Source organism: Streptomyces sp. T39, from assembly GCF_008042045.1.
Taxonomy (GTDB): domain Bacteria; phylum Actinomycetota; class Actinomycetes; order Streptomycetales; family Streptomycetaceae; genus Streptomyces.
This window is the reverse complement of the sequence record NZ_RDBP01000240.1, coordinates 14,623-38,153: the sequence shown is the minus strand read 5'-3', so window position 1 is coordinate 38,153 and position 23,531 is coordinate 14,623. Positions and strand designations below refer to the sequence as shown.

The 23,531-nt window shown below is 68.2% G+C and carries 44 protein-coding genes and 1 pseudogene; 29 read left to right on the top strand and 16 right to left on the bottom strand.

What is annotated here, in order from left to right; all coding sequences use genetic code 11:
* Nucleotides 1–32: 32 nt before the first annotated feature.
* The 29 genes and pseudogenes from EAO77_RS37760 to EAO77_RS37645 all read left to right on the top strand — a co-directional run.
* Nucleotides 33–365, top strand: a pseudogene (locus tag EAO77_RS37760) (hypothetical protein); the annotation flags it as partial.
* Nucleotides 366–477: 112 nt separating this feature from the next.
* Nucleotides 478–795, top strand: a complete 318-nt coding sequence (locus EAO77_RS37755; protein WP_147992780.1) for a hypothetical protein — start codon at nucleotides 478–480, stop codon at nucleotides 793–795.
* A 49-nt stretch (nucleotides 796–844) separates the two neighbouring features.
* Nucleotides 845–1,339 (top strand): hypothetical protein, encoded by a 495-nt coding sequence (locus EAO77_RS37750; protein WP_147992779.1) that lies wholly within the window; start codon nucleotides 845–847, stop codon nucleotides 1,337–1,339.
* On the top strand, nucleotides 1,336–1,473 hold the full coding sequence (locus EAO77_RS39345; RefSeq protein ID WP_187283621.1) for a hypothetical protein: 138 nt from the start codon (nucleotides 1,336–1,338) through the stop codon (nucleotides 1,471–1,473). Before EAO77_RS37750 ends, EAO77_RS39345 begins: the two co-directional genes overlap by 4 nt.
* Complete coding sequence (locus EAO77_RS39340; RefSeq protein WP_187283620.1) at nucleotides 1,470–1,646, top strand: hypothetical protein; 177 nt, start codon at nucleotides 1,470–1,472, stop codon at nucleotides 1,644–1,646. Before EAO77_RS39345 ends, EAO77_RS39340 begins: the two co-directional genes overlap by 4 nt.
* Nucleotides 1,647–1,801: 155 nt before the next feature.
* Nucleotides 1,802–2,512 carry a WhiB family transcriptional regulator gene (locus tag EAO77_RS41640; RefSeq protein ID WP_147992778.1) on the top strand — a complete coding sequence of 237 codons (711 nt, stop codon included), beginning with the start codon at nucleotides 1,802–1,804 and terminating at the stop codon, nucleotides 2,510–2,512.
* Nucleotides 2,505–3,368: a RecB family exonuclease gene (locus EAO77_RS37740; RefSeq protein ID WP_187283619.1), complete on the top strand. Its 864-nt coding sequence runs from the start codon at nucleotides 2,505–2,507 to the stop codon at nucleotides 3,366–3,368. Before EAO77_RS41640 ends, EAO77_RS37740 begins: the two co-directional genes overlap by 8 nt.
* Nucleotides 3,369–3,378: 10 nt before the next feature.
* Nucleotides 3,379–3,510 carry a hypothetical protein gene (locus tag EAO77_RS40925; RefSeq protein WP_261994346.1) on the top strand — a complete coding sequence of 44 codons (132 nt, stop codon included), beginning with the start codon at nucleotides 3,379–3,381 and terminating at the stop codon, nucleotides 3,508–3,510.
* Nucleotides 3,507–3,689 (top strand): hypothetical protein, encoded by a 183-nt coding sequence (locus tag EAO77_RS37735; RefSeq protein ID WP_147992776.1) that lies wholly within the window; start codon nucleotides 3,507–3,509, stop codon nucleotides 3,687–3,689. Before EAO77_RS40925 ends, EAO77_RS37735 begins: the two co-directional genes overlap by 4 nt.
* Nucleotides 3,689–3,898: a hypothetical protein gene (locus EAO77_RS37730; RefSeq protein WP_147992775.1), complete on the top strand. Its 210-nt coding sequence runs from the start codon at nucleotides 3,689–3,691 to the stop codon at nucleotides 3,896–3,898. Before EAO77_RS37735 ends, EAO77_RS37730 begins: the two co-directional genes overlap by 1 nt.
* Before the next feature lie 148 nt (nucleotides 3,899–4,046).
* The gene (locus EAO77_RS37725; RefSeq protein ID WP_315986136.1) at nucleotides 4,047–4,643 is read left to right on the top strand and encodes an SAM-dependent methyltransferase; all 597 of its coding nucleotides are present in this window, start codon (nucleotides 4,047–4,049) and stop codon (nucleotides 4,641–4,643) included.
* Nucleotides 4,640–5,269, top strand: a complete 630-nt coding sequence (locus tag EAO77_RS37720; protein WP_147992774.1) for a hypothetical protein — start codon at nucleotides 4,640–4,642, stop codon at nucleotides 5,267–5,269. Before EAO77_RS37725 ends, EAO77_RS37720 begins: the two co-directional genes overlap by 4 nt.
* 65 nt (nucleotides 5,270–5,334) lie before the next feature.
* Entirely contained in the window at nucleotides 5,335–5,517 is a 183-nt protein-coding gene (locus tag EAO77_RS37715) for a hypothetical protein (RefSeq protein WP_147992773.1), read from the top strand.
* Nucleotides 5,518–5,520: 3 nt separating this feature from the next.
* Nucleotides 5,521–6,351, top strand: coding sequence for an AAA family ATPase (locus EAO77_RS37710; RefSeq protein ID WP_147992772.1), 831 nt, complete (start codon nucleotides 5,521–5,523; stop codon nucleotides 6,349–6,351).
* The gene (locus EAO77_RS37705) at nucleotides 6,348–6,572 is read left to right on the top strand and encodes a hypothetical protein (RefSeq protein WP_147992771.1); all 225 of its coding nucleotides are present in this window, start codon (nucleotides 6,348–6,350) and stop codon (nucleotides 6,570–6,572) included. Before EAO77_RS37710 ends, EAO77_RS37705 begins: the two co-directional genes overlap by 4 nt.
* Nucleotides 6,565–6,759 carry a hypothetical protein gene (locus EAO77_RS37700; protein ID WP_147992770.1) on the top strand — a complete coding sequence of 65 codons (195 nt, stop codon included), beginning with the start codon at nucleotides 6,565–6,567 and terminating at the stop codon, nucleotides 6,757–6,759. The genes EAO77_RS37705 and EAO77_RS37700 overlap by 8 nt, the downstream gene beginning before the upstream one ends.
* Nucleotides 6,760–6,967: 208 nt before the next feature.
* On the top strand, nucleotides 6,968–7,135 hold the full coding sequence (locus tag EAO77_RS39335) for a hypothetical protein (protein ID WP_187283618.1): 168 nt from the start codon (nucleotides 6,968–6,970) through the stop codon (nucleotides 7,133–7,135).
* Nucleotides 7,120–7,488, top strand: a complete 369-nt coding sequence (locus EAO77_RS37695; protein WP_147992769.1) for an SLOG family protein — start codon at nucleotides 7,120–7,122, stop codon at nucleotides 7,486–7,488. The genes EAO77_RS39335 and EAO77_RS37695 overlap by 16 nt, the downstream gene beginning before the upstream one ends.
* Entirely contained in the window at nucleotides 7,481–7,774 is a 294-nt protein-coding gene (locus EAO77_RS37690; protein ID WP_147992768.1) for a hypothetical protein, read from the top strand. Before EAO77_RS37695 ends, EAO77_RS37690 begins: the two co-directional genes overlap by 8 nt.
* Complete coding sequence (locus EAO77_RS37685) at nucleotides 7,764–8,066, top strand: hypothetical protein (RefSeq protein ID WP_147992767.1); 303 nt, start codon at nucleotides 7,764–7,766, stop codon at nucleotides 8,064–8,066. The genes EAO77_RS37690 and EAO77_RS37685 overlap by 11 nt, the downstream gene beginning before the upstream one ends.
* Nucleotides 8,063–8,284, top strand: a complete 222-nt coding sequence (locus EAO77_RS37680) for a hypothetical protein (RefSeq protein WP_147992766.1) — start codon at nucleotides 8,063–8,065, stop codon at nucleotides 8,282–8,284. The genes EAO77_RS37685 and EAO77_RS37680 overlap by 4 nt, the downstream gene beginning before the upstream one ends.
* Entirely contained in the window at nucleotides 8,281–8,691 is a 411-nt protein-coding gene (locus tag EAO77_RS37675; protein WP_147992765.1) for a hypothetical protein, read from the top strand. The genes EAO77_RS37680 and EAO77_RS37675 overlap by 4 nt, the downstream gene beginning before the upstream one ends.
* Nucleotides 8,631–9,047: a CHC2 zinc finger domain-containing protein gene (locus EAO77_RS41635; protein WP_410088769.1), complete on the top strand. Its 417-nt coding sequence runs from the start codon at nucleotides 8,631–8,633 to the stop codon at nucleotides 9,045–9,047. Before EAO77_RS37675 ends, EAO77_RS41635 begins: the two co-directional genes overlap by 61 nt.
* On the top strand, nucleotides 8,962–9,531 hold the full coding sequence (locus EAO77_RS37665; protein WP_222723755.1) for a toprim domain-containing protein: 570 nt from the start codon (nucleotides 8,962–8,964) through the stop codon (nucleotides 9,529–9,531). The genes EAO77_RS41635 and EAO77_RS37665 overlap by 86 nt, the downstream gene beginning before the upstream one ends.
* Nucleotides 9,506–10,654 carry a hypothetical protein gene (locus tag EAO77_RS37660; protein WP_187283615.1) on the top strand — a complete coding sequence of 383 codons (1,149 nt, stop codon included), beginning with the start codon at nucleotides 9,506–9,508 and terminating at the stop codon, nucleotides 10,652–10,654. Before EAO77_RS37665 ends, EAO77_RS37660 begins: the two co-directional genes overlap by 26 nt.
* Entirely contained in the window at nucleotides 10,654–10,815 is a 162-nt protein-coding gene (locus tag EAO77_RS39330; RefSeq protein WP_187283614.1) for a hypothetical protein, read from the top strand. The genes EAO77_RS37660 and EAO77_RS39330 overlap by 1 nt, the downstream gene beginning before the upstream one ends.
* Nucleotides 10,815–11,126: a hypothetical protein gene (locus EAO77_RS37655; RefSeq protein ID WP_147992762.1), complete on the top strand. Its 312-nt coding sequence runs from the start codon at nucleotides 10,815–10,817 to the stop codon at nucleotides 11,124–11,126. The genes EAO77_RS39330 and EAO77_RS37655 overlap by 1 nt, the downstream gene beginning before the upstream one ends.
* Nucleotides 11,123–11,359 carry a hypothetical protein gene (locus tag EAO77_RS37650; protein WP_147992761.1) on the top strand — a complete coding sequence of 79 codons (237 nt, stop codon included), beginning with the start codon at nucleotides 11,123–11,125 and terminating at the stop codon, nucleotides 11,357–11,359. Before EAO77_RS37655 ends, EAO77_RS37650 begins: the two co-directional genes overlap by 4 nt.
* A complete protein-coding gene (locus tag EAO77_RS37645) occupies nucleotides 11,352–11,576 on the top strand; it encodes a hypothetical protein (protein WP_147992760.1) in 225 nt (74 codons plus the stop codon). Before EAO77_RS37650 ends, EAO77_RS37645 begins: the two co-directional genes overlap by 8 nt.
* A gap of 179 nt (nucleotides 11,577–11,755) precedes the next feature.
* Here the strand turns inward: EAO77_RS37645 and EAO77_RS37640 are convergent, their stop codons facing one another.
* From EAO77_RS37640 to EAO77_RS37570, 16 genes are all read right to left on the bottom strand, one after another.
* Nucleotides 11,756–12,007, bottom strand: coding sequence for a hypothetical protein (locus EAO77_RS37640; protein WP_147992759.1), 252 nt, complete (start codon nucleotides 12,005–12,007; stop codon nucleotides 11,756–11,758).
* Nucleotides 12,004–12,183: a hypothetical protein gene (locus EAO77_RS37635; RefSeq protein WP_147992758.1), complete on the bottom strand. Its 180-nt coding sequence runs from the start codon at nucleotides 12,181–12,183 to the stop codon at nucleotides 12,004–12,006. Before EAO77_RS37635 ends, EAO77_RS37640 begins: the two co-directional genes overlap by 4 nt.
* Nucleotides 12,183–12,314, bottom strand: coding sequence for a peptidoglycan-binding domain-containing protein (locus EAO77_RS41630; RefSeq protein ID WP_187283613.1), 132 nt, complete (start codon nucleotides 12,312–12,314; stop codon nucleotides 12,183–12,185). The genes EAO77_RS37635 and EAO77_RS41630 overlap by 1 nt, the downstream gene beginning before the upstream one ends.
* A 101-nt stretch (nucleotides 12,315–12,415) precedes the next feature.
* Nucleotides 12,416–12,709: a hypothetical protein gene (locus EAO77_RS37625; protein WP_147992756.1), complete on the bottom strand. Its 294-nt coding sequence runs from the start codon at nucleotides 12,707–12,709 to the stop codon at nucleotides 12,416–12,418.
* Nucleotides 12,706–14,625, bottom strand: a complete 1,920-nt coding sequence (locus EAO77_RS37620; protein ID WP_147992755.1) for a hypothetical protein — start codon at nucleotides 14,623–14,625, stop codon at nucleotides 12,706–12,708. Before EAO77_RS37620 ends, EAO77_RS37625 begins: the two co-directional genes overlap by 4 nt.
* Before the next feature lies 1 nt (nucleotide 14,626).
* Nucleotides 14,627–15,907: a hypothetical protein gene (locus EAO77_RS37615; RefSeq protein WP_147992754.1), complete on the bottom strand. Its 1,281-nt coding sequence runs from the start codon at nucleotides 15,905–15,907 to the stop codon at nucleotides 14,627–14,629.
* 2 nt (nucleotides 15,908–15,909) lie between these two features.
* Nucleotides 15,910–16,818 carry a hypothetical protein gene (locus EAO77_RS37610; protein ID WP_147992753.1) on the bottom strand — a complete coding sequence of 303 codons (909 nt, stop codon included), beginning with the start codon at nucleotides 16,816–16,818 and terminating at the stop codon, nucleotides 15,910–15,912.
* 2 nt (nucleotides 16,819–16,820) lie between these two features.
* Nucleotides 16,821–17,270, bottom strand: coding sequence for a hypothetical protein (locus EAO77_RS37605; protein WP_147992752.1), 450 nt, complete (start codon nucleotides 17,268–17,270; stop codon nucleotides 16,821–16,823).
* Nucleotide 17,271: 1 nt separating this feature from the next.
* Entirely contained in the window at nucleotides 17,272–17,556 is a 285-nt protein-coding gene (locus EAO77_RS37600; protein WP_147992751.1) for a hypothetical protein, read from the bottom strand.
* Nucleotides 17,556–17,690 (bottom strand): hypothetical protein, encoded by a 135-nt coding sequence (locus EAO77_RS40920; protein ID WP_261994345.1) that lies wholly within the window; start codon nucleotides 17,688–17,690, stop codon nucleotides 17,556–17,558. Before EAO77_RS40920 ends, EAO77_RS37600 begins: the two co-directional genes overlap by 1 nt.
* A gap of 8 nt (nucleotides 17,691–17,698) precedes the next feature.
* A complete protein-coding gene (locus EAO77_RS37595) occupies nucleotides 17,699–17,896 on the bottom strand; it encodes a hypothetical protein (RefSeq protein WP_147992750.1) in 198 nt (65 codons plus the stop codon).
* Between the two features lie 75 nt (nucleotides 17,897–17,971).
* Nucleotides 17,972–18,946: a N4-gp56 family major capsid protein gene (locus EAO77_RS37590; protein WP_147992749.1), complete on the bottom strand. Its 975-nt coding sequence runs from the start codon at nucleotides 18,944–18,946 to the stop codon at nucleotides 17,972–17,974.
* Between the two features lie 50 nt (nucleotides 18,947–18,996).
* Nucleotides 18,997–19,515 carry a hypothetical protein gene (locus tag EAO77_RS37585; RefSeq protein WP_147992748.1) on the bottom strand — a complete coding sequence of 173 codons (519 nt, stop codon included), beginning with the start codon at nucleotides 19,513–19,515 and terminating at the stop codon, nucleotides 18,997–18,999.
* Nucleotides 19,516–19,745: 230 nt separating this feature from the next.
* Complete coding sequence (locus EAO77_RS37580) at nucleotides 19,746–20,921, bottom strand: hypothetical protein (protein ID WP_147992747.1); 1,176 nt, start codon at nucleotides 20,919–20,921, stop codon at nucleotides 19,746–19,748.
* A 4-nt stretch (nucleotides 20,922–20,925) separates the two neighbouring features.
* A complete protein-coding gene (locus EAO77_RS37575) occupies nucleotides 20,926–22,119 on the bottom strand; it encodes a hypothetical protein (RefSeq protein WP_147992746.1) in 1,194 nt (397 codons plus the stop codon).
* A 117-nt stretch (nucleotides 22,120–22,236) separates the two neighbouring features.
* Complete coding sequence (locus EAO77_RS37570; RefSeq protein ID WP_147992745.1) at nucleotides 22,237–23,529, bottom strand: C40 family peptidase; 1,293 nt, start codon at nucleotides 23,527–23,529, stop codon at nucleotides 22,237–22,239.
* Nucleotides 23,530–23,531: the final 2 nt, after the last annotated feature.

Sequence of the window (23,531 nt, the reverse complement as noted above, 5' to 3'; positions counted from 1 at the left end):
GCCGGCCGGAAGGGGCACTATCATGCGCCCCCATGACTGACGACGTACGCAACATCGTGCTCGGCGTGGTGGCCGCGGGCATCAGCGCCGCGATCGGGTGGCTCGCGCGCACCCATCTGTGGCGGCGCAGACTCCGCCGCAAGCAGGCGTTCTTCGGCATGCCCGGGAATTCGGAGTGTGTGCTGGTCGTCAACCGCGAGGCGGGCCGGGACGGTTCGGTGCACCGGTTCGACGTGTTCGCGCTGCTGGAGCTGTCGGCGCTGATCAAGGACTGCGGCGCGCACGCGCAGATCATCTGGCACGACATAGCCCAGCAGGGCTTCGGCGAGCGCACGGAGTTCTGTGTCGGCGGGCCGGTGTCCAACGGACACGGGTAGCGCCAGCGCACTACAACTCACATTCACCACAGCTGCCTGAGCAGCGCAAATACCAAGCAGAGCCCTCGCTGATGCGGGGGCTCTTCGCGTTGGAGGGCACATGCCTCGAAGCGAAATGCACCTGGACCTCAAGCGGGACATCCGCAACGCCCTGGACATCTTCGTGCCGGACGACGTGCCGGAGTCGGCAAGCAACGCTGTCCTGGCCGCAGTGCTCCCGCACTTCGAGCTGGCCTACCAGCGCGGCCGCCAGGCCGGCGGGAGCAAGGCGGGCTACCGCCTGGTCGAAGAGAACCAGCGCTTGCGCCATGGCATGCGACGCATGCGGGAGGTTGTCGAGGACTACGGCGACCGAGCGGCCATTCAGGCCATACATGCCTTTCTGGATGACTTCATAGACGACAAGGAGCAGAGCTGATGGTCTGCCACAACTGCAAGCGGGTGCACTGCATCTGCCGGAGGCGGCGATGAGCGCGCGGGAGGAGCTGTACAGCATCGCAGCGCAGGACATGCCCGTTACCAGCCGCGAGGTGCGCGAAGCGCTCGACGCCTACCGCGCCGAGGTGCTGCGGGAAGCCGCCGACGCCGTTGACTCGGGGAACACCTTCCCTGCCCCAGTGCGGAACGGCGCCTCATGGGCCGCGCGCATGCTGCGCCGCATGGCCGACGCGGCGGAGCAGGCATGCACCTGCGGTCGCACAGCATGCGAGTCGGACTCCTGCGACTGCGACTGCGCCCCCTGTCCCGTGGACCACGCGTCCGACGAGCCGGGCCCTGTCGAGGTCGGCCAGCGCTACATCCGCCGCGGCCGCCCGCCCCGCACCGTCACCGTCAATCGCGTCTGGGTCGACACGAGCGGCCAGACCGCTGTCGCCTACGAGTGGCGTGACGCCATCGCCGGCCAGCGCGGCAGTGCTCTCCGGCTTGAGCTGTTCCGCGAGCTGTTCCGGCTTGAGTCATGAGCCCCGAACGCATCGTCACTGCCGGCTACGCCGTGGTGATCGGCATGGCGTTCCTCTGGGTGCTCGTGCTCATGCACGTCATCGCGCGCCGGGAGCGGCGCGGACAACCGAAGAGAAGGGACCGCTCGACATGAGCGACGAGAAGCCCCCCGGCCGCCTTCTGGGCGGCCTTCTGCGTGTCAGGGGTCGCGTGGGCAGCGCCCTGCGCTCGGACCGGGCCAAGAGCCTGTACTGGGGCGCCCTGGAGGGCGCTGTGGGTGTGGCTGTCGGCATCAGTCTGGTCAGCATCTGGCTGGCTGCGCGGTGACCGATGTTCTGCCGGAAGGTCCCGTACGCCTCCCGCCTGGAGGCGAGGACGGCACTCCTGGCGTGCTGGAGGAGAGGCCGCAGCGAGCTGGCCTCGTACTGGTGCGAGGAGTGCAGCGCCTGGCACCTGACCAAGAAAAGGAGGCGCGTCCCCTGATGCTGTTCGATCCGACGCGCCGATGGGCGCTGCGTGGGCTGTGCCGCGATGAGCCGGCGAGCCTCTTCCTGGCCGAGCTGACCGGCCGGCAGGCCGAAGGCACGGTGCGCAAGAGCTGGGAGGAAGCGAAGCAGGTCTGCGCGCACTGCCCTGTCATGGCGGAGTGCCGCCGGGACTCGCTCGGCGAGCGCTACGGCGTGTGGGGCGGGCTCGACCCGCAGGAGCGCAGGACGGAGCGCAAGCGGCTGCCCGCGGCAGCGAAGCGGTGGCCGGTCGAGAAGCGCCTTGCCTGGGGCAAGGAGCTGAGTGCTCTGGAGAGCGGCGGCGTGATCTGGCGCCGCATCTCGGAGATGACGGGCTTCGGCCCGACGCTCGGGCAGCAGCTGGCGCGGGAGTGGCGGGCGCATGTGCGCTCGCTGCACAAGCCCAAGGCTCCGGCTGTCGCGCTCGCGGAGCGGCCGAAGAAGCCGTTCCCGGAGCGGCCCGGCAAGAAGACCGCCTGGGTGCGGGACGGCTCGATCATGCGGGACGCCTACTACAAGGGCGAGACGCACGACGGGCTTTGGATCCGTGTCGGCTTCCGCTCGACACGGGAGACCACCTACAAGTGGGTGCCGGCCGTGGACGTGAAGCAGTACCACCCGCAGCCCAAGGTCATTGAGACCTACATCCGCAGGCCCGACCGCGAGGAAGGGTCGGCCATTGCGTAGCGAGATCAAGCACCTCTCGCACAGCTCCCGCGAGACGCTGGACCGCTGCGCGAAGAGCTGGTTCCTCAAGTACCGCACCGAAGCCCCCCGCGCGCAGTCGCTCTGGCTGGCGGGGGGCTCTGCTGTGCACGAGACGACCGAGCACTACGACCTGATGTCTGCGGTCGGCAACGCCGACGCCTTCCAGACGGGAATGGTCTACGAGCGCTTCTTCGATCTCCAGCTCGCCAAGCTGCGCGAGAAGGAGGCCAACGAGCACAAGTGGCGCTCCAGCGCAGGCGAGGACATCGAGCGCTGGCGCGTCATGGGCTTGCAGTTCGTCCAGTCGTACATCGACTGGCGCGAGGCGAGCCCGTGGGAGCTGTGGACCACGCCCGATGGCGAGCCTGCCATCGAGCTGGACATCTCCGGGCGCCTGCCCGGATGCGAGCCCGAGATCAAGGCGTATCTGGACCGGGTCTTCTGGGACCCGCTCTTCAAGCGCCTGTGGATCGTGGACCTCAAGACCAGCAAGCGCCCGCCGAAGACGGCGGAGCAGTTCGGCGTGTACGCCGCGCTGATGGCGGTCAAGTACGGCTCGTCCCAGCACCCCGACAGGGGCGCTGCCTTCATGAACCGCAAGGGCAGACTCTCCACGCCCTTCGAGCTGGAGAGCTACACGCCGAAGGCGGTGGGCGCTGTCTTCGCCGACGCCTGGAAGCGCGTGCAGAGCGGGGTCTTCCCCGCTGAGGGCATCGCCAAGAACGACTGCTTCCTCTGCGACGTGCAGTCGAGCTGCCACGCCAAGGGCGGGCCGCTGGCTCCCCTCTACGACCCGGACTCGCCGGGTCACGCATCCAACATCCCTCCGTTCTAAGGAGTGCCTGATGGCAGGCACATTCACCGCTCGCTACGACAGCGAGTGCAGTAGCTGCTTCGGGCAGATCTGGGCCGGCGACGAAGCCGGCTGGGTGGGCGGCGAGGTGGTCTGCGAGGGCTGCTACGAGGTCAGCGAGTGATCGCCCACGCGCTCGGCTCCGGCCTGCTGCTCGCCTGGCTGCTCGGCCAGGCGTACTACCCGCTCGTGCTCCGCTCCGCCCCGGCGGAGCCGGAGCCCATGCCCGAGCCGGGTGATCCCCGGCTCAGCCCCGACTGGTGCCACGCGCACGACGTGCACCGCGATGACGAGGAGCACTGATGAGCTACATCAGGGCGAAGCTGGCCACCCAAGAGGATCCGGTGACCGTGGAGCACGGCTTCCACATCCCCGAGATCAGCTTCGAGGACTGCCCGGACATCGACCGCAACCTGGACAACGAGCTTCTGAGCTTCGTGCTGGCGCTCATCGAGAAGGTGGACGAGCTTCGCGAGGACGAAGCGCTGGTCGTCTGGAAAGAGATCTTCTGATGCTCTGCGACTGCGGCTCGTGCTGCGAGCAGTGCGGGCACTACGAGGGCTGCATCAGCGGCCTGGGGGTGCCGGACAAGTGAAGCCCAGAGTCCTGGATCTCTACTGCTGCCAGGGTGCGGCGTCCGCCGGCTTCAGGGCTGCGGGGATGTCGGTCCTGCTGGGGGTGGACAAGGACCCGCAGCCGCGCTACCCCTTCAACTTCTGCCAGAGCGACGCCATCGCGTTCGTGATGGAGAATCTGGACTTCCTCCGCGAGCACGTGGACCTGGTCCACGCGTCGCCGCCGTGCCAGCACGACAGCGACTGTCAGCGCATACAGGGCCGGGAGCATCCGGACCTGATCGGCCCGACACGCAATGCGCTGGAAGCGCTGGGCCTGCCCTACGTCATCGAGAACGTGGGTGGCGCAGCCGCCAAGCTCAGAGACCCCGCGGAGCTGTGCGGCGCAATGTTCGGGCTCCACACGTACCGGCACAGGTACTTCGAGGCCGGCGGGGGCTTCTCCTTCGCGGCGCCGGGGCATCCGCCACACCTGCAATCCACCGTGAAGATGGGCCGTGCTCTCAAGCCTGGCGACTTCTATCACGCAGTCGGCAACTTCTCGAACGTCGCCTACGTCCGCGAGGACATGGGCGTGACGTGGATGAACCGTGACGGCATCCGCGAGTGCATTCCTCCCGCCTACACCGAATACATCGGCAGGCAGTTCATTCAGCAGCACACCATGATCGGAGCGTCATGACCGACACCATGCCCGAGCAGACCGAGAACAACGACTGGAGCCAGGCGGCTCCCGCGGTCACCTACCCGGAGAACGGCCCCCTGCCGGAGGCCCGCTTCAGCGTGACGTTCAAGCCGGGCGGTGCGCCCATGCTCACGGTGCGGGCGCACACCGCGGTCGAGCTGACCGCAGCGCTCCAGGAGCTGGAGGAGGCGAACGTCTACAACGCCGTGGGCATGGCCCACAGCTCGCTCGGCGCGCAGGTCGCCGTGGGCGCCGGTCTCGGCCCGGCCACGCAGATGCCCGCCGGCCCGCCGGCCCTGCCGGGTGCGCCGACGCCCCCGCCCTTCGGGCCGAACGTGAGCGTGCCCGGAGCGCCGGGCTTCCAGGGCGGAGCGCCCGCCCTGCCCCAGCCGCCGGCTGCGCCGGCCCAGGCGTCGCCGGAGTACCGGCAGGCGGGCTGGTACCGGCTGACCGTGCCGTACCCGCAGAAGGCCCAGTTCGACGGCATCGTGGCGCAGTACCAGCTCCGCAAGGGCCGCCCGAGCGAGGGCGGCCAGCTCTCCTGGAACAAGGCAGAGAAGAGCTGGATGGTCTCGCCGGAGGCCGCCGGGGCCTTCCCGAACTTCAACCCGGTGCCTGCGTAGCCGTTTCCTGGACCTCCTCACTCTCCTCCCGCCAGACTGCAAGGCGGAGAGGAGAGGAGGGGAGGATGACAGACGAGGAGTTCGAGGCGTTGGTGCGCAAGCAAACGTCGCCGCATGCAAGCGAGCGCTACGTGGCCGCCACGGCCACCAGCCGTCCGGCGAGCATGACCCGCAGCGCCAACGCGCTGCCGCTGTTCTGGATCGCATTCGCTACGATCATCGGCGCAGCAATCTGGATGCTCGGCTAGAGCATGCAGACGCTGTCCCGCTCCGTGGCGCGGGGGGCTATCGGCAAGGAGCCGTTGCCCCCCGCTTTCGCTACCTGGTCTGCGCAGGGCATCAAGTTCCGGCGAGCGAGCGTGAGCATGCTCGCCGGGCTCCCTGGCTCCCACAAGACGCGCATCGTGCTCAATGCACTGGTCAACATGCGCGTGCCCACGCTCTGCTTCAGCACCGACTCCGACCAGGACACGGTGGCCAGCCGGCTGCTGGCCATCAACCAGCGCCAGCCCACCTCGCTCACGGAGGAGTGGCTGCGCACCGAGCCCGAGAAGTGCAAGCAGGTGCTCGCGCAGTATGACCACCTGTCGTGGAGCTTCCGGCCCGATCCGAGCCTGGATGACGTGTGGCTGGAGGCGTACGCCTACCACGAGCGCGAGGGCCGCTACCCCGAGCAGATCGTCATCGACATCGCCTCGGACATCGGGCATGACACGGGCGATGAGTGGGGGTCGCTGCGCGACCTCATGCGCCAGAGCAAGGTGCTCGCTCGCGAAACGAAAGCTCATGTGCTGCTCGTGCATCACTGCGCGGACAGCGAGCGCACCAAGCGCCCGTGCCCGCGGCGCTCCGACATCCACGGCAAGGTCGCCGCCATTCCCGAGGTCATCGTGACCTGCGGTGTGGACAACAGCGGCGGCCTGCATGTGGCGTGCGTGAAGAACCGGCACGCCAAGGCGTCTGCGGACGCCGAGATCCGCATCCCCATGACGCTCGACGCCGCGTGCTCGGTCGTCACGGACTACGTCAGCGCCCCGCAGCACGGCTATGCGCCGTGGGGGCAGGAAGAGGGTTGGTCATGACCGGACCTCAGCACTACAAGCGGGCCGAGGAGCAATTGCGCGCCGCCGAGGCAGGGGCGCGCATTGCCACCCTTTCGGGCTCGCCCGCGCAGGTCGAGCTGATCGCGCTGGCGCAAGTGCACGCCACCCTCGCCCTGGCGGCGGCCACAGCGCTGCCGCCCGGAGATCCCGACAGCGCCTCCCGTCAGGCGTGGGTCAGGGCGGTGGCGCTCGATGCCTGACCTCATGCTCAAGGAGCTGCGCCTGAAGCACGCGCAGCTGGAGCTGCGCGCCGAGAAGCTGCGCATCAGCGCGCGCTATGTGCCCGGCACGAGCCATCGGGCGCTGAGCCTGGCCCGCGAGGCCAGGGAGACGCAGGAGCAGGCGGACGCGTATGCGGCCCTGATCAAGCAGGCGGAGGCGTCGTGAGCCACCGGTGTCCGTCCTGTGGGAGCGAAACGGCGTACAAGACGTTCTCCGGCGGGCGGGAGTGGGACTGCCTCGCTTCGGGGTGTGGAGCGGACGGCTCCTACCCCGAGGGTGAGGCACCACGCAGGGTCCAGATGCTCCAGTCTCCCGAGGGTGTCACCGCCCTCCGGGCGGAGATGGAACACGAGCTGGAAGGGAGGCGGGACACATGACCCCCTGCTCTCTGCTCGGGCATCGCTGGGGCGAGTGGTCGAGCCAGATCCTGGAGTGCCCGGATGAAGACGAGATCGCCGTCTTCGAGGTGCACACACGCACCTGTCGCGTCTGCGACGTGGTGGACGCGAGAGAGGACGTGCTGTCATGCGCGTCATGGTGACGGGCTCGCGCAAGTGGGCCGATGAGGCCGCCGTCTACGACGCCCTGTGGACTGTGCATCAGGAGCACGGCCCCTTCGAGCTGGTGCACGGCGACTGCTCCACGGGAGCAGATGCGCTGGCCCACCTCTGGTGGAGCATCGTGGGCCAGAAGCTCGGCTGCACGGAGCAGCGCTGGCCTGCGGCCTGGGAAGCGCACGGCAAGGCCGCAGGACCCATGCGCAACCGGCGCATGGTGGAGGCCGGCGCCGATCTGGTGCTGGCCTTCCCGCTGCCGGAGGGCAGCGGCACGCAGATGACGATGGAGCTCGCCCGCGCTGCGGGCATCAAGGTGCGGGAGGTCAAGCATGGATGAGCCTGAGCTGGTTTTCGAGAAGCCGCCTGGCCTCCTGATCTTCGAGGCCCCGCCTCGGACCAAGCACCTCCAGGCCGCCGAGGCGGTGCGGGCTCGCCCCGGCGAGTGGGCCAGGATCGGCTGTTACGGCAGCCGGGATGCCGCCGCCAGTGTGGCGTGGCAGATCAGGAAGGGCGTTCGGAGCGCCTGGCGTCCGGTCGGGGCCTTCCAGGCCGTCTCGCGCACTGTGGGCGGCGAGTTCCGCGTCTACGTCCGCTACGTCGGGGAGGCGGGCAATGCCGACTGACGAGTTCGCCTTCGTACCCTTCCTGCCATCGCCTGCGGGCGCGGGCCCGAACCGCGAGTTCCGACCGCACCACAAGTACGGTCCCGCGGCGCGCAGGCTGCGCCAGCGACCCGGAGCGTGGGCCGTCATTCGCACCGCACCCAGCAGTGCGGTGGCCCGGAACCGCGCCAGCGCCATCAGGCGCGGCGAGATCCCCGCCTTCCTGCCGGCAGGCGACTTCGAAGCCACGCATCGCCAGGTCAACGGCGAATGGCGTGTCTACGCCCGCTTCGTGGGGGGTGGGTTCAAGTGATTCCGCTCATCCCTCACGACCTGCCCGAATACGTCGTGAACTTCCCGCTCACGCTGAGCCCGTCGCCCACCCGGTGGCGGGCTCAGGTGTTCAAGGAGCACGCCTGCTGGCGCTGGGTGCACCAGTGCTCCGACACGGAGCACATGGGCGCGAACGGCTATACCGGATGGCAGGAGGCCCAGACGGCCGCCTGCCTGCACATGAGGAGCCATGCATGAGCAGGTCCAAGCAGCGCGGCACCGACACGGAGACCAAGGTCGTGCGCTACCTGGTCGCCGAGGGCTTCAGTCGAGCCGAGCGCAGGGCCCTGAAGGGGGCCCTGGACCAGGGCGACGTGACCGGCATCGAAGGCGTGTGCATCGAGGTCAAGGGCGACCGCTCCAACAAGCTCTCCGCCTGGAAGGCGGAGACCGTGGAGGAGGCGAGGAACGCAGGGGCCGGCATGTACCTTCTGGTCGTCCGCGTGGACTACAAGCCCGTCGAGCGCTGGGAGGCCCACGTTCCATGGAGCCTCATGGGCGACCCTGACCAGATGACGCTCGGCGGAGAGCTGGAGGACTGGCAGTGGGTTCGTATGGATCTCCGGCTCGCCGTGAGGTGGCTTCACGCGATGGGCTACAGCTGATCCCCCTCGCTCCGGTGCTGGAGCACTACGGCGTGGAGCTGAACGCCGGCCGCTGGGGCGAGGAGCAGGTGTGCTGCCCGGTGCACGGCGAGCGCCGGGCAAGCATGCGCGTCAATGCAGAGAAGGGCGTGGCGTTCTGCCATGCCTGCGACTTCAAGGGCACGGCCCTGCATCTGATCATGGCAATGGAAGGCTGCGACCGTGCAGACGCTCTCAGCAGAGCAGAGAAGATTCTTCGAGCAAGCGGCATCGACCTACCAACTCGCCCTCGTGGCCGATACCAGCGCCCAGGCGTATCTGGCGAGCCGGGGGCTCGACCAAACAGCCGCAAATACGTTCCGCCTGGGCGTCGTTAGCGCGCCGCTCATCGGGCACGAGATGGTGCGGGGCAGGCTCTGCATCCCGTACATCACGCCGTCCGGCGTGGTGAACTTCAGCTTCCGCTGCCTGAAGCGCCATGTGTGCTCCGAGGACGGCTGCCCGAAGTACCTTCCCATCGAGGGCGTGGAACGCAACATCTACAACGTGCTCGACCTCAAGCGCGACTCGCCCTTCATCTGCGTGGTGGAGGGCGAGCTGGACGCGCTCACGCTCAGCATGTGCGGCATGCCGGCCATCGGCCTGCCGGGCGTCAAGCAGTGGAAGAAGCACTTCTCGCGCTGCCTCGAAGACTTCGACGTGATCTACGCCTTCGGCGACGGCGACAAGGCCGGCCGCCAGTTCGGCAGCTTCCTGGCCAAGGAGGCCAGGGCCAGACCCATCTCCATGCCGCAGGGCATGGACGTGAACGCTCTCTACCTTCAAGGAGGGGCTGATGCCCTCCGAGCACTCATCGACTGAATACTGCGAGCAGTGCGGGCACACTCGCGAAATCCACTGGACCGACCGGCATGGGGACGCCTTCTGCGGCCCTCATGACTTCAAGCCCAAGGCGCAGGAGCGCCGCTGCAACGGCTGCGGTCACACCGAAGGCGAGGGCTGCGGATGCAGTGCACACGCCTTCGTGTCCGCAGAGCACTGCGACCGCTGCGCGGGCAGGGCGGCCATCGCGGCCGAGACAGCCCGGCTGGAGCACCATGCGGGCATGTGCGAGGACTGCGACGCCGTGGACCCCTGCCCGTGCTGCGGGCTGCGAGATGCAACGCTTCCCCCCGCGCAGGAGGCGCACAAGGCACGCGCATGCGACGGCTGCGGACACAACACGCACAGCATGCGCTGCATCGAGCTGGCGCATGGCAGCAGCTGCGGCTGCCTCCAGCTCACGCCGCTGATCGAGATCAGCGAGACATGTCGCGCGGCAGGCGGGTGCCCGGAGCACCCGGCGCTGGAGCCCAAGCAGTGCGGCTACAGCGAGCATGGCTTCAGGCCCTTCCAGGGGCACAGGGGCGAACCCGGCAAGCCGCACTGCTTGGTGTGCGGCCATGTCTGGGGCGAGTGCAACTGGCACTGGGTGAAGGAGCAGGAGCCCGAGCCGCCCGCGCAGGAGGCGCCCGTGGAGATCTGCGTGTGCAGCCATCCGCGCAGCTCGCATCGCGAGCTGGACGAGGGCGTCACGCCGTGCATCGGCGGCGGCAAGCCCTGCTCCTGCGACAGCTTCGAGCCCGAGGACGCTCCGCTCTCGCAGGAGGAGGAAGAGGCCCTGCCGCCCCCCGAAGGCCCCGAGTACGCGCCCTGCGCGTGCGGGCACATCGAGCCCGAGCATGACATCAACGGCAAGTACTGCACGGAAGAGCCCTGCGGCTGCACGCTTTACCGCCCGGAGGGCGAGGAGCCTCCGCCGCCCCAGCCCGACCGGCGTCCGCCGGTCGCCATCGCCTACGCAGTCCAGGGCCACCTCTACGAGGTGGCCCTTCCTGGTGACGCCACGGTCAAGGCCGTGGACGGAGCCCTGATCATCACGCATTCGCTGGGGCCCATCGCCGGCATCGTGCAGGCCAGGCCCCTGGAAGGAGAGCAGAGCTGATGGCTCACACCTACACCGCCACCGTGATGGTGACGGACTACTACTGCGAGGCCGAACCGGCCTCCGAGGACATGCAGGACATCCTGAACGTGGCCTTCAAGCACTTCGATGGCCACGTCGCCACCGTGACTGGCGATGTCACGATCGCCGAGGAGAGCTGATGACGCTGGTGCTGCGGACGGCCAAGGGGGCCGTCAGCTTCGAGTGGACCGACGACGACGCAGAGACCGTCGTCCGCATCGAGCCCACGGACCCGGACGAGGTCATGCTGCGCAAGCTCAAGCGCGTCATCGCCCTCGTGGAGGGCGAGCAGGCTCCGCCCACCGCCTTCAGCGCGCTCGCGCAGGCTGCGGGCACCCCCGCTGCTGCGCTGGCGACGCCCCAGACGGGCAACGGCTGGGCGGCCTTCGCTGCGCCCGAGATCCCCGAGGGCGCGGACTACGAGCTGATGCCGCCGGAGGGACAGGAGTGAGCGCGCGCAGCAACTTCTGCGAGACCGTATGGGAGACCTTCGGGATCGCGGCCGAGGAGCTTTCCGGGATGCTGGACGCCTACGAGGCGGCCCACGCTCACGAGCTGGCGGAGAAGCAGCGTGAGCACCTGCGCCGACAAGGCTACGAGCTGGACTGCATCTGCGATGGGTGCTCCGCGTGCCTCGCCACGGAGTACATCGACCTGATCGACCCGGAGGTGAGCAATGGCTGAGCCGGCCAGGGAGTGGTACGAGGTCGATGCGATCACGGTGGACTTCCCGAACCTGGAAGCCGCCCTGGAGGCGGCCCGGGAGCGTCTGGGGGAGTCGGGGCCTGGCGCCACTCTCGATGTCTACCGCGTGACGCGCACGCCCGTGCGCTGCGTCAGGCGCGAGGTCTCGATCACCGAGACCGACATCCCGGAGCCGCGCGAGAGCGTGGCAGAATGACCCGTGCGCGGCTTCCTCTCCAAGGACCAAGGGTCGCGCGCAGCTCCTGAGTCGCTGCGACTCCGAAGGACTGATCATCCGGGACAGGGAGCAGAGAGCCCCCACCGCTTCGGCGGTGGGGGCTCTTTTTTGCGTTTGCCCATCCATGGGGATGTGCTGCCATCGAACACAGTAGCGAATTACTGCATGAGCTGCCACACCCCGGTGGCACCGCCGCCGCCGATGGCGGCAGCAGCGAAGCTCAGCTTCCACATCTGCGCCTGGAGCGCAGCGAACTTCCGTTTGAGATCCTTGATCTCGCGGTCCGTGCTGTTCTGGCGCTCCAGCGCCACGTTCAGCTGTCCGTCGAGCTTCGCGAAGCCGGTGTCCACGGCTCCCTTAAGCCCTGCCAACGCGACTGCGATCGAGCCTGTGCTGTCATCGTCGTTCATGCAGCCTCCGCGGTCTTGCGGCGGTTGACCACCCAGGTCTTCGCCGCGGCGAGCACCAGCGCCAGGGGCGCAGCCCACCACACGCTGACCTGGGCCAGCTCCGTGACACCCACAGCCAGGGCCGCCTCGGCGCCGGTCCAGCCGGCGCGCGCTGCGATGTCCGCGTACTTGTCCATCAGTCCTCCCGAAGGGATGGAGGCCGCAGGCGGTCCAGCGCCTCGGCAGTGGCCCGGTCCAGGACGCCTGTGACCGGGAGATTGAAAAGCTTCTGCGTGCCTCGCAGAGCGGCGACCGTGGCGTCATCCATGTCTCCGGTCGCATCGAGCCTCAGAGCGCGCTGAGCATGGCGTACAGCCTCGCGCTCGCCCTCGTTGGCGGGGCGGATGATGACACGCTCAGGAGGCCACATCAGTGGCCCCCGCAGGGCCAGTGCCAGGTGTTGTCACCCTTGCCCTCGTCGTGCTCGACCTCGGCGATACAGCGCCAGGAGGTCTCGCCCGGCATGAGGAAGCTGAGCGACCACGTCGTCAGGTCGTCCGCCGTGACGATGGCGGCCCGGCAGGCGTTGCCGTGCCACAGGTGCACGACATCCCCGATATCGGGGTCCGTTTCCGCCTTCGCGCGCTGCTGCTCGCGTGCGTAGCTCAGGAAGTGCTCCGCGTCGCCAGGCTGCGCCAGCTCGAAGTCCATGGGTGTCCTCATGTCGTGATCACGTCGGCGATGGTTCGGCACTCGATCCAGAGCACGCCGCCGTAGCCGGAGGCGTTGGCGGCTGGCGAAGTGCGCTGCTCGAAGCGGTAGTCGTCCACGACGACCAGCGTTGAGCTGTCGTTCTTCAGGTCTTGCAGGGCGACTGCGTCGCCGCGGGCGAAGATCTGCTCGAACTCCTCCAGGCGCTCCAGGCATCGGCCTTCACGGCCGATCATCAGGCCGGAGCGTGCTTTCTCCTTGTCGAAGCAGAGCAGGGGCAGCGTGATGATGCGCTGGCGCACGGCGCCGGGCATGGCCTTGAGCTGCCAGCCGTTGATCGTGCCGCCCTGTGTGGTGTCGGTCGCCGAGCGACCGAGCGTGAGCTTCAGCTGGATCCACTCCACCGCGCTGGCCGGCGCGGTGAGGGCGACATCCTGAATAGCAAGCGAGCTGCCCTCGGACACGGTGATGATGGTCGTGTCTGCGCCGCCCGGGTCGATGACGGAGACACCTACTGAGCCCATGAGGCTGTTGGGTGTCTTCACGTCCACGAACTTGTAGATCTTGGGCTCCAGCGTGTTGAAGCGCACGCGGCCCGTAGTGAGGTAGCCCGACGCTTCCAGCGTCGATGCGCTCTCCAGGTAGCTGCCCTGGCCGACGACGGCCAGCACCATGCGATCCGAGTTGCCGAAGTTCGTCACCGACGACACTTCGCCCGCGACCTTGGCCTGAAGGTCTGTCGCGTAGGCGTAGCGCACGCTCGGAGAGCCGCCGTTGTCCTGGATGGGCTGGCCGAGGTCCACGCGGTAGAGGCCGCTGCTGCCGTCGATGGCGTTCGTCGCCCCGACGAAGAAGAAGCGGTCGTAGGCAGCGACGCTCTTCACGCCGAGTGCGTTGCTGATGAGCAGGGGGCCGTACTTGAGGTCCCCGTTGTCATCGATCTCGCCGACACGGAAGCCCCTGCTCGTGCCAATGCCGACGAAGCTCCCCAGGTACGAGGTCATGGACAGCACGATCTCGCCCCGCGGCAGCTGTGCCGCGAGGATGCCGCCGGAGGCGAGCGTGGGCACGTTGCCCGAGGTGTCGAGCACGAACTTGTAGATGCCGCCCTGGCTGCCGGCGTAGCCGGAGGCGTAGATGGCACTGGTGCCCTCGGCGATGTCCGTCCAGACCCAGCTGGGGTTGAGATGCGTGAACTTCGCCGTAGGCAGCACGGGGCCACCAGTGGCCAGCTCGTACATGCTCGGGCCGATGCCCGCCATGAGGCGGCCCTTCACCCAGCGCACTACGGTGTTCGCGGAGCCGGTGTTCCACACCAGCGCCCCGGCGCCGGAGCCGGGGCCCCTGTAGACGCCTGTGGAGTCCGCGGCGTAGTAGTTCGTGCCGTCGCTCGTGAGCGAGCGAATCGTGCCGGAGCCGCCCCACGTGATCGTGGTGACGGCAGAGCCGGTGTCGCTCTTGAGCACGTTGCCCACGGCGGACCAGTAGCGGTCCGTGCCGTCGCTCCAGCCGAGCACGTGATGCTTGTCCGCGGTCACGTCCGTGACGCGCAGCGAGGTCTCACGCAGGAGCGTGAGCTGTCCGTTCACCCAGGGATTCACGCCGACGCTGTCGCCGAAGCGGATGGCGTACTGGTTGTCCGAGCTGGGGTCCTGGTAGAGCAGGCCGGCCCCGCCGATGAAGGAGAGCTGGGAGCGCAGCCACCAGTTGGCGAGCGACTGCTCGCCGGGGATCTGCTGCTGGTCGATCTGCTCCTTGCGGATGGGTGCGCCTGCGCGCGTCATGGCGCGCTCATCGTTGATGGCGGAGAGGAAGGGCATGCCGCCGATCGCCCAGTGGTACTGGACGCCCGAGAGCGTGGCCGAGCTGGAGGCGGTGGCGGTTCTCCCCGAGAGGGGGAACGGCAGGCTCCTGACGATGCCCGCCATGTCAGGCCACTTCGTAGATGATCGTGCCGCGCAGCGTCTCGCCAGCGCCCAGCGCCTCGGGGGTCGTTGCCGTCCAGTTGGTCAGGCGCGGGTTGGTCGCGCTGGCGGCCAGTGCTACGTCCATCTCCGTGGCACCCAGGCCCAGGCTCAGCTGGCCCGGCCAGCTGTCCGCGCCGTTCAGCCGGCACACGCCGTAGTACGAGCCGCCTGCGGCGGCCAGCGGGACGCCGATCTTCAGCGAGCCGGTGCCCAGCGTGGTGGTCGTGCCGCCCGTCAGGGCAAAGGTCAGGGCCATGGTCTTGCCGAACAGGGCGTAGCGCCCGGTCAGCGTGCCGTTGCCGATGTTCGGGGCCGTGCCGGTGGAGGAGAAGACGGGAGAGTAGGCGGTCCATCCGCCGCTCTGGTAGTTGGCGGCGCTGATGTTGCCGACGACCTCCAGGGCGTCGTCCGTCTTCAGCGTGTTCGCCGCGGAGCGGTAGAGGTTGGTGTCGACACTGCTGCCGCCTCCGGCGCCCCACGTCAGCTCGCCCGAGGCGAGCGCCTGGAAGCGGCTGTTCGCGTCGCCGCTCACGCGCACGGACAGAGCGCTGTCCGTGCCTGCGGCTCGGTAGACGCGGAAGATGTTGTCGGTGGTGAGCATGCCCGTGCCCTCGCGGTAGAGCACGGTGTCCGCGGCGCCGGCTCCGCTGCCCCAGGACAGGCGCCCGTCAGCGCGCACCTCCAGCCGGGCGACCGAGTCGCCCGAGACGCGAGCGTTCAGGGCCGCCGTGGAGGCGGCGCCGGCCTGCACGATGGGCGTGCCGGTGAAGAGCACCGCGCCACTCAGCGTGGGTGTGCCCGTGAACGTGCCCGCCAGCGAGCCGCCACCGGTCACGGTGGGCGCGCTGATGGCCGGGGCGGTCAGCGTCTTGTTGGTGAGCGTCTGCGTGCTCGTGGTGCCCACCAGGGCGCCGGAGACGCCATGCACGCCGGACGTGGCGTCCTGATGGGTGCGGAAGTCGGTGGCGTCGCCTGCGTGGTAGACGTGCTTGACCACAGCCCCCAGGCTGTGGCTCTGCGCGCTGGTCCCGCTGAAGCCCCTCGTGACCGTGAGCGTAAGCCCCGCGGCGGCGGTGACGGACACCAGCTCTTCGGTGCCCGAGCCGTAGTCGAGCGCGAGCGTGTACGGGAAGCTCCCGGGGAATCCCGTCGTCGCAGCCACGTTGACGGACGTGGCGCCGGAACTGACGCTCCCCGTCAGGGTGGTGGCTACGGCCTGGTTGGAGTAGTAGGCATCGGCCATGGTCAGCTCCCCATGAAGGCAGCGTAGTTCGGGTCCTCGGTGAACTGGCGGCTGCGTTCGTCCGCCAGGCGCTCGGCGTAGAGCGTGGCGTACATCTGCACAGCAGCAGCCACATCCCTGGAGGAGACGACCACAGCGCGCTCTGTCGCCTCGATTGCCTGCTGTTGCAGGCGCGCGCCCATGGCGCTGGGCAGCAGGCGCTTGGTTGCGTCCCATACCACGAGGTCTGCAATGCGGTCGTCGTAGCCGGTCACGTCGCTGAAGACATCGGAGCCTGCGGATAGCGCCGTGGGGCGCTTGGTGTAGATCACCCGGACGTTCTGTCCGGGGGTGACGCTGTCGAAGACCTGAATGCTCTTGCCCGTGGGGAAGTCCGTCGCGTATGCCTTGGGATTGAAGCGCCAGTTCCCTACCGCTCCGGAGATCTTCTCCGGGCCCACCCAGCGCTGCGTGACGTACCAGATGTCCATGGCGTCAGCCGGGACGGGGTACTCCAGCTGCGCGCTGACGTACGGGAAGTTCAGCTCCCCGAAGACCACCAGGTGCGGATACAGGGCCTCAATGGCCCTGTTGATCGCTTCCTTGACCCGCGCTCGCGGGTATGCAGGAGCGCTCGTGATGAGCGCCCCCGTGGTGTGCGCAGCAGCAGTGGTGGCCGCGTAGCCGCGGCCTGCTGTGCCGCCCAGCACGGTGACGGTGCCGGACATGCTGTCCCACTTCTGCACCAGGACCAGCTCGTCATCGATCTCGGCAATGCCGGCGCTGAGGTTGTCGATGGTCTCGCCATCCGCCTGGAAGGTGCCATCGCCTGCGGTCATGTCCGCCATGAGGCGGGTCATGGACTCCTGCGTGAGCGAGAAGCCCATGAGGTTCTGCTTCACCTGCGCCACGAGCTGATCAAGGGTCGTCATGCCTACCGCCCGGACATCGCGATCTGGAAGGTACAGGTGGTCGGCGTGCCGGTCACGGTCCAGGCGAACCGGTACTGACCTCCGGCCCGGAGCATGTGCGCATTGGCAGTGCCGGCGCCCACCGAGAAGTGGGCGGTGCCCACAGCGCTGAGCGCGCTCGTGGAGGCGAGCGTGTGCCAGACGTTGTTGCCGTCCCTCTGCTGGAGGGACACGGTCACAGCAGGCGTGGTGCCGCCCGACAGGGCGGTCAGGTTCACGCCCACCCAGCATGTGCTGGCGTTGCTCAGCCAGTCCTGGTTGCTGGTGTTGCCGGACGTGGTCCGGGCCGTGGCGGCCTCGGTGAACATGGTGTTGCTGATCTGGCCGACCGAGTTGACCGTGATCCGGCCGTCGGAGTCCATCATCAGCTCGTTGCCGTTGTCGCTCTCCAGCGTCACGCGCATCTCGGCCATGTCACACGTCCTCGGGGATCATGTCGGCCACGGCGAAATCGCGGCCGTAGGCCGCGCCGCGCTTCTCGCTCAGCTTCAGCGCGTGCTCGACCTTGTTGCGCGTCGTGCCGTCGGGCTGCACGCCCTGCGCTCGGGCCTGCCGGTACAGGTCCAGCTCGTTGTCCCACTGCTTCTGCGCGGTGGCGTCACCGCCGCCGACACCGCAGTACGCGATGCGCATGTTCGCTGCGCGGGCGCAGGCGCCCCAGGACGTGTGGTCCTGGGTCTTGCATCCTGTGCGGCACATCAGTGGAAGTCCTGCTCCTGCGCGCCCTCGGCGCGCTGCGGGACGCGGGCCACGCAGGCATCGAGCACCTGCTGCTCGTCGCCGTTGCGGATGGTGGTGTCGCCGCCCGTGGTGGTCGGCTCGCAGTTGTCCATGGCTGCCCTCACAGAGCGGTGAAGTTGGCTTCGGTGACACCGACGCCGGCCGCGATGAGCGCGGCCTTCGTGGCGTCGTCCACGGTGTATTCGTGGCCACCCATGTAGGTGGTGGTGGCTGCTGCGATCTCGTCCTGCGTGGGGAAGCGGACGGCACGGTAGGTGCCGTCGCTCTCCAGAACGGTGATACCCCGCGTGATCTTCACGCGGAGGAACAGCCTGTCTGTCCACGTAGCCGGGCCTTCATCAACGCTCGGCGTGGTGAAGACCCAGCTCATGGCTCACGCGCCCGAGTTGACGCTGGAGGTGGACTCCACGCGGATCAGGGCTTCGTCGCGGTAGCGGGCCCAGCCCGCCACGCCGTACCAGCCGAGCGGCCGGAACCGCGCCAACTTGTCCACGACCGGGCCGGCAACCATGTGGAACTCCTCGGCCACGGCCTCGGCGATCGCCTGCTGGCCCGCGTAGTAGGTGCGGAAGCGGCGCACGGTGTTGTCGCCGGTACCGGCGTCCACGGCGTTGTAGCAGCGCGGGGACTCCACGTAGAAGGCGCCCTCGTAGATGCCCAGCTCGCCCTGCCAGATGTTGCCGACAGCGCTGTAGTTGTGCGGGTCGCGCCACGCCGCGGCGCCGGTCTCGGCCCGGAGGTCCAGGGAGACCTCGGGGTGGATGTAGGCGGCGTAGAGGCTGTCCCGCTTCGGCACGGCGAGGCCGGCGCGGAGCTTGACCGGCGCGAGGCGCGCCATGGCCGACGTGTAGGTGTCCGTGGTCGCCATGGTGGTGGCGACGGTGGAGACCGTGGCGTTGGTGACGTAGGTGACCGTGCCGGCCTTGCGCTGGATCAGCCGCGGGCCGCTGCGGACCACCGTCTGCACGACGGTGTCGATGCTCGATGCCGCGTTGTAGGCCACGATGTTGGCGATGGCCGGGTCCACCTCGGTGAGGCTGAACAGGTTCAGCTTCCGCGTCCGCAGGACGGGGTTGCCGTACTCGTTCAGCGTGATGGTCTTCGTGGCCGGGTTACCCATCGCGACTGCGTCGGGGTCGGTCGTCTCGGTCAGCGTGCCGGTCGCTTCGGCGAGATCCTGGAAGATCTCCAGCACGACCGAGCTGCCAGGCTGCGCCTGGTCGGCGGGGCGCTTGTCCGCGAGGGCGCGGAAGAGCGGCTGCGAGCGCAGGGCGAACTCGAACTTCTTGTCGTACGCGGTCTGGACCGCGTTGGACATCGCTGAGGTGTCCGTGTAGGCGTTAGCCATGGCCTCTCACCTCCCCCTTCTGGGGGCGTCGAAGGATGTGTGGGGAGAGGTCAGAAGGCGGTGTTGCCGGCGCCACGCATGATCTCGTTGAACTCCGCCTCGGTAGAGGCGTTCCTGAGGCGCTGCACCAGCTCTGCTTCGCTGCCCTGAGGGGCGGACACGCCCTGCGTGCCTGCCTCGGCCATGCGCTGCATCTGCTCCTGACCGTCAGCCGGAACGGTGGAGGCCGGCGGCCCCGCGGGGGCCTGCTCGCCCTGCTCCTGCCCTTCGGCAGGGAGCTTGGCCAGAGCACCGCCGTGGGCGGTCAGCCAGTCGTCCAGCTTGTCGGGCGTGCCCGCGAACAGCCCTGCGGCTGCGGGGTCGTAGCCCTTGGCCTTGAGCGCGTCCTTCAGCTGGTCCTTGACCTGAGCTGCCTTGAGGCGGTCGTTCTCCGCCTTCAGCTCCTGCACCTGGTTGGAGAGCTTGTCCAGTCCGTCGCGGAACCACTTGGGTCCCTGCTGACCGGCTCCCGCCTCGCCCAGGTCCGGCTGCTCGCCGGAGTCGTCGTAACCGAAGCTGTACTCGCTCATTGCCGCTCCCGTTTCACCTTCGCGGCCTACTCGCCTCCCGGGGGAGAGGTCTGTGCTCCGCTACCGGGCTTTCGCTGGGGACAGGGCCGGTCGATCTGTCGGGCGGGGAGGGTACATGCGCTAGCAGAAAAGTGCTATCACTCTGCTAGTGCTCCTGAGCAGCACAAAGCCCCCGACCGAAGTCGGGGGCTTGGCCGTCACCGCCAGGTGTCGCGGGAGACTTCCGCGGATCAGGTCTGACGATACCCCGCAGCCAGGCCCTGACTGGAGGATGCACGGCCGCCAGCGAACTGAGCGCGCTCCTGCGAGCGCAGCCGCTTGCCCTTCTCGAACGCGTTCTCCGCGTTCAGCTGGCCAGAGCCGGGCGTGAAGACCTCCTGCTCCGCCTCGCGCTGCGTCCAGCTCGTGCCGTACCGGCCCGCGAGACCCAGCATGCCCTCGAAGCTGTCCGCGATACGCCCGTACGCGGCCTCCGCGTCCTGGCCTGTGATGCCGAGCGAGGCGTAGCCCTCCAGGTCCAGCGTGTTGAGCGCGAAGCCGCGACGCAGGGCCGCGGCGCCGATGGCGCCGGCTGCTGCCTGCTTCTTCAGGATGGGCTCGGCCTGCTTGCGGTCCAGGAAGTACGCGGCCAGGCCGCTCTCGCCGATGCCGTACATCTGGTAGAGCGCGCCACGGTAGGTGGGGTCCGTCTGGTTGACGGCCTCCAGCGCCATGTCCACGCGGCTCTTGATCTCGGTGGGGCTCACGTCCCCGGCGATCCAGCGCTGGAAGTCGGCAGGGTTGTCGTAGAAGCCCTTGGGGAGTCCGGAGGACTCCAGGATCTGCCGATAGGAGGACTCGGCCGACAGGTACTCGGCCGGGCTGAGCACTGCCAGGCCCGCCTTCGCGCGGGCCTCGTTGGCCGCAAAGCGGGCCCTGTACTCCTTGGTGTCCTGGAGGAGCAGGCTGATCGTGTCCGCGCCATACCCCTCCTTGACGTAGTCGTAAATCTTGCCTGCGAGCGAGCCCAGTCCGAACTGCGCGAAAAGCGACTTCACCGCCAGGAAGGCGTCCCTGTCCTCGCCCTCCAGGAACTGGTCGAACTGGCCCGTGATCTCGTAGAGCTGCTTCTGCGCGCGCTTCTGGCGCGCCTGCACGCCCGCGAGCTGGGCCTTGAGCGACGCGAGAGCAGCAGCATTGCCCTTGGGCGGCACGCCCATCCGATGCGCCGTCTGACGCTGGATCTTGCGCGCACTGCCGTTGTGGACGGGGGTTGCGGCGGTGATCTGCTTCTGGAGTGCGGTGATCTCTGCCGTGTAGCGGGCAATCTCGTCATTCAGCTGCGTCACTGTGCCCTGGTCGGGGCCGGTCGGCAGCTTGATGACGTTCTGGAACTCGTCAGGCACGTACTGCGCGGGCGTCGTCATCTCGTCACCAGGCCATTCCGAAGTCCTTGGCCACGCTGTGCGCAACCGTCATCATGCTCTCCCGACCGTTGTTTGTCTTCCTCCACAGCGGGTCCGAGCGCACTTCGCGCTCGAACTGCCACAAGGGCGTGGCGACACCCTTGGAGCCTGTCATCGCCTTGGAGACGTGCGGATTGAACAGGTCCACGTCCGACTCGGCCAGCTCCAGGAGCTGGCTCACGGTCTTGAGGTACGGGGCCGCAAGGTCGAGCGCGTTCTGCCCTGCCATGATCTGCTCGCGAAAGGCGCTGAACTTGCCTGCGGCTGCGGAGCGGATCTGATCCTCCAGCGTGGACTGCGCGAGCTTGCCCGCCATGACCTCGCGCACCTTGCTCTCGTACCAGCTGTTCGAGTACTGCACGCCGTTGAGGTAGGCCACCTCGTGCAGCTTGTCGTAGGCGTCGCCGGCTTCGCCCCACATGATGTCCCCGTGCAGGGTGACCTTGGAGCCGAGCCAGTCCTTGATCCGGTCGTCCGACCAGCCGAGCGCGAGGCTGTTGTAGACGGCCTGCTTCAGCAGGTCCGAGCCCTTGCCCTTGGTGAACTGGCTCGCCAGCCCCAGCTGCACAGCAAGGGCGTTGATCTTCGCCTCGGCATTGCCGTAGTTCTGCCGCCAGGTGGCGGGGTCGGTGTGCTTGAGGGTGATGTACTTACGCAGACTGGAGGACTGGTTCTTCCACCACTTGCTGTTCTTGAGGCTCGCCTGGAAGCGGGCCGGCGACCACTGGCCGGCCACCGCCTGCTCGAAGAGCTTCTTCAGCTCGGCCGAGCTGTTGATCAGCGCAGCGCTGAGGCCGTACTGCTCGGCCAGCTCCGCGCGGTCGAGCTTGGGCTGGGCGGGCGTGCCTGAGCCGGCAGCCGCCGTGCCTGCGTCGCTGACGCCCGAGCTGCCGCCCTTGTAGCCGGCGGCGCGGTTCATGACGCTGTCCACATAGCCCTTGATGGAGGGCCCACCGGGCTGCGAGCGGGTGCTGTTGTGCAGGTTCGGGTTGCCGCTGTACCAGGCGGACGCGGCCCCGCGGTAGCCGTACTTCTTGACGTAGCCGCCGAGCACGCCGCGTACAACCGCGTCCTGCGCGGCGCGGTTGGCGAGGAACTGCTGGGGCGTGAGGCGCTTGCCGTAGTACTTCTGCGTCCAGGGGCCAACGTTGGCCCCCATGACCTGATAGCGACCGTAAGCGCGGTCGCCCCCCACCCAGACGCCCACGGCGCCGTAGTTGCCGCCGGACTCCTGCTGCGTGAGCGCCCACAGGAACGCCTCGAAGGACAGCGCCATCTACTTCACCAGGCCCATCTGCTTCAGCACCTCACGGGCCACGCCCATGGCTTTCTCGCCCGTCCCGGGCGCCTTGCGCCAGGCAGGGTCATTGCGCACCATCTGCGTGAACTGCGTCAGGTCCATGGGTGCGGGAACGCCGTCCTTGCTCACGTGGTTGAGCGCCTGCTTGATCTTCGGGGAGAAAGCGTCCACGTCGGACTCGGGAAGCTGAAGTTCCTGCGCCAGAATCTGCCGGTAGGGCTGGGCGAGATCCTGGATGGAGGCACCCGCCATGATCTGCTCGGACCAGCCGGGGTAGAGCCCGGCTGCCTGCTCCTGAATGGACGCGGTGACCTGCTCCATGGTCGTCAGCCCCCGGACGATGTACTGGGCATTGTTCAGCACGGACTGCTCGGTGACGGCTACGCCGTTCTCGTAGGCGGCGCGCTTGATGGCCTTGGCCGCCTGGCCGGCGATGCCGCCCAGCGTCTTCTCCTCGGAGAACTTGATGTACTGCCCGAGGAAATTGGCCACCTGGGCCTCGTTCCAGTTCAGGTGCAGCATGTTCTTCGCGAGGGCGTCCACGTTCTTCTGGCTGAGGATGGCGCCGGCCTTGACGGCCATGTCGCGCACGGCCACGCGGGTGGCCTCCATGGATGCCTTGTAGGTGGCGGGGTCCGTCTTCTGGAGCACCTGCGCCTGGCGCATGGAGTCGCTGTTCTTCTTCCACCAGCTCGTGTTCTTGATCTCGGCCTGGAACTTCTGTGGCGTCCACTGCCCCTCGACGGCAGCGTTCAGCTCCTTCCACAGCTCGGGCTGGCTCTTGAAGAACGCGTACGACATGCCGTAGGTCTCCGCCAGCTCGTGCGCATCGAGCTTGGGCGCTACCTCCTCGACCTCACCGCCACCGGAGGTGGCGCTGGCGGAGACGCCGCTGACGCGGCGGCCACCCATCCAGCGGTCCATGTAGTAGCCGTCAGCAAGGGAGCTGATCTGCACAGGCTTCCCTGGAGCCGGGGCGTGGATGAACTTGCCCCCGCCCATGTAGATGCCCACGTGGTCCGGGCCGGACCTCTTGCGGTCGGTGTCGAAGAAGACGAGGTCGCCGGGCCTGAGCTTGTTGGGCTGCACGCTCTGGCCTACGTTGATCTGGTCATAGGTGACGCGGGGCAGCTCGATGCCGTGCGCCTTGAAGACCTGCTGGACCAGGCCCGAGCAGTCAATGCCGGAGGTCAGGCTGTTGCCGCCCCAGACGTACTTCACGCCGAGGCTCTTGCGGGCCAGCTCTACAATGTCTTCTCCGCGGGCCATGG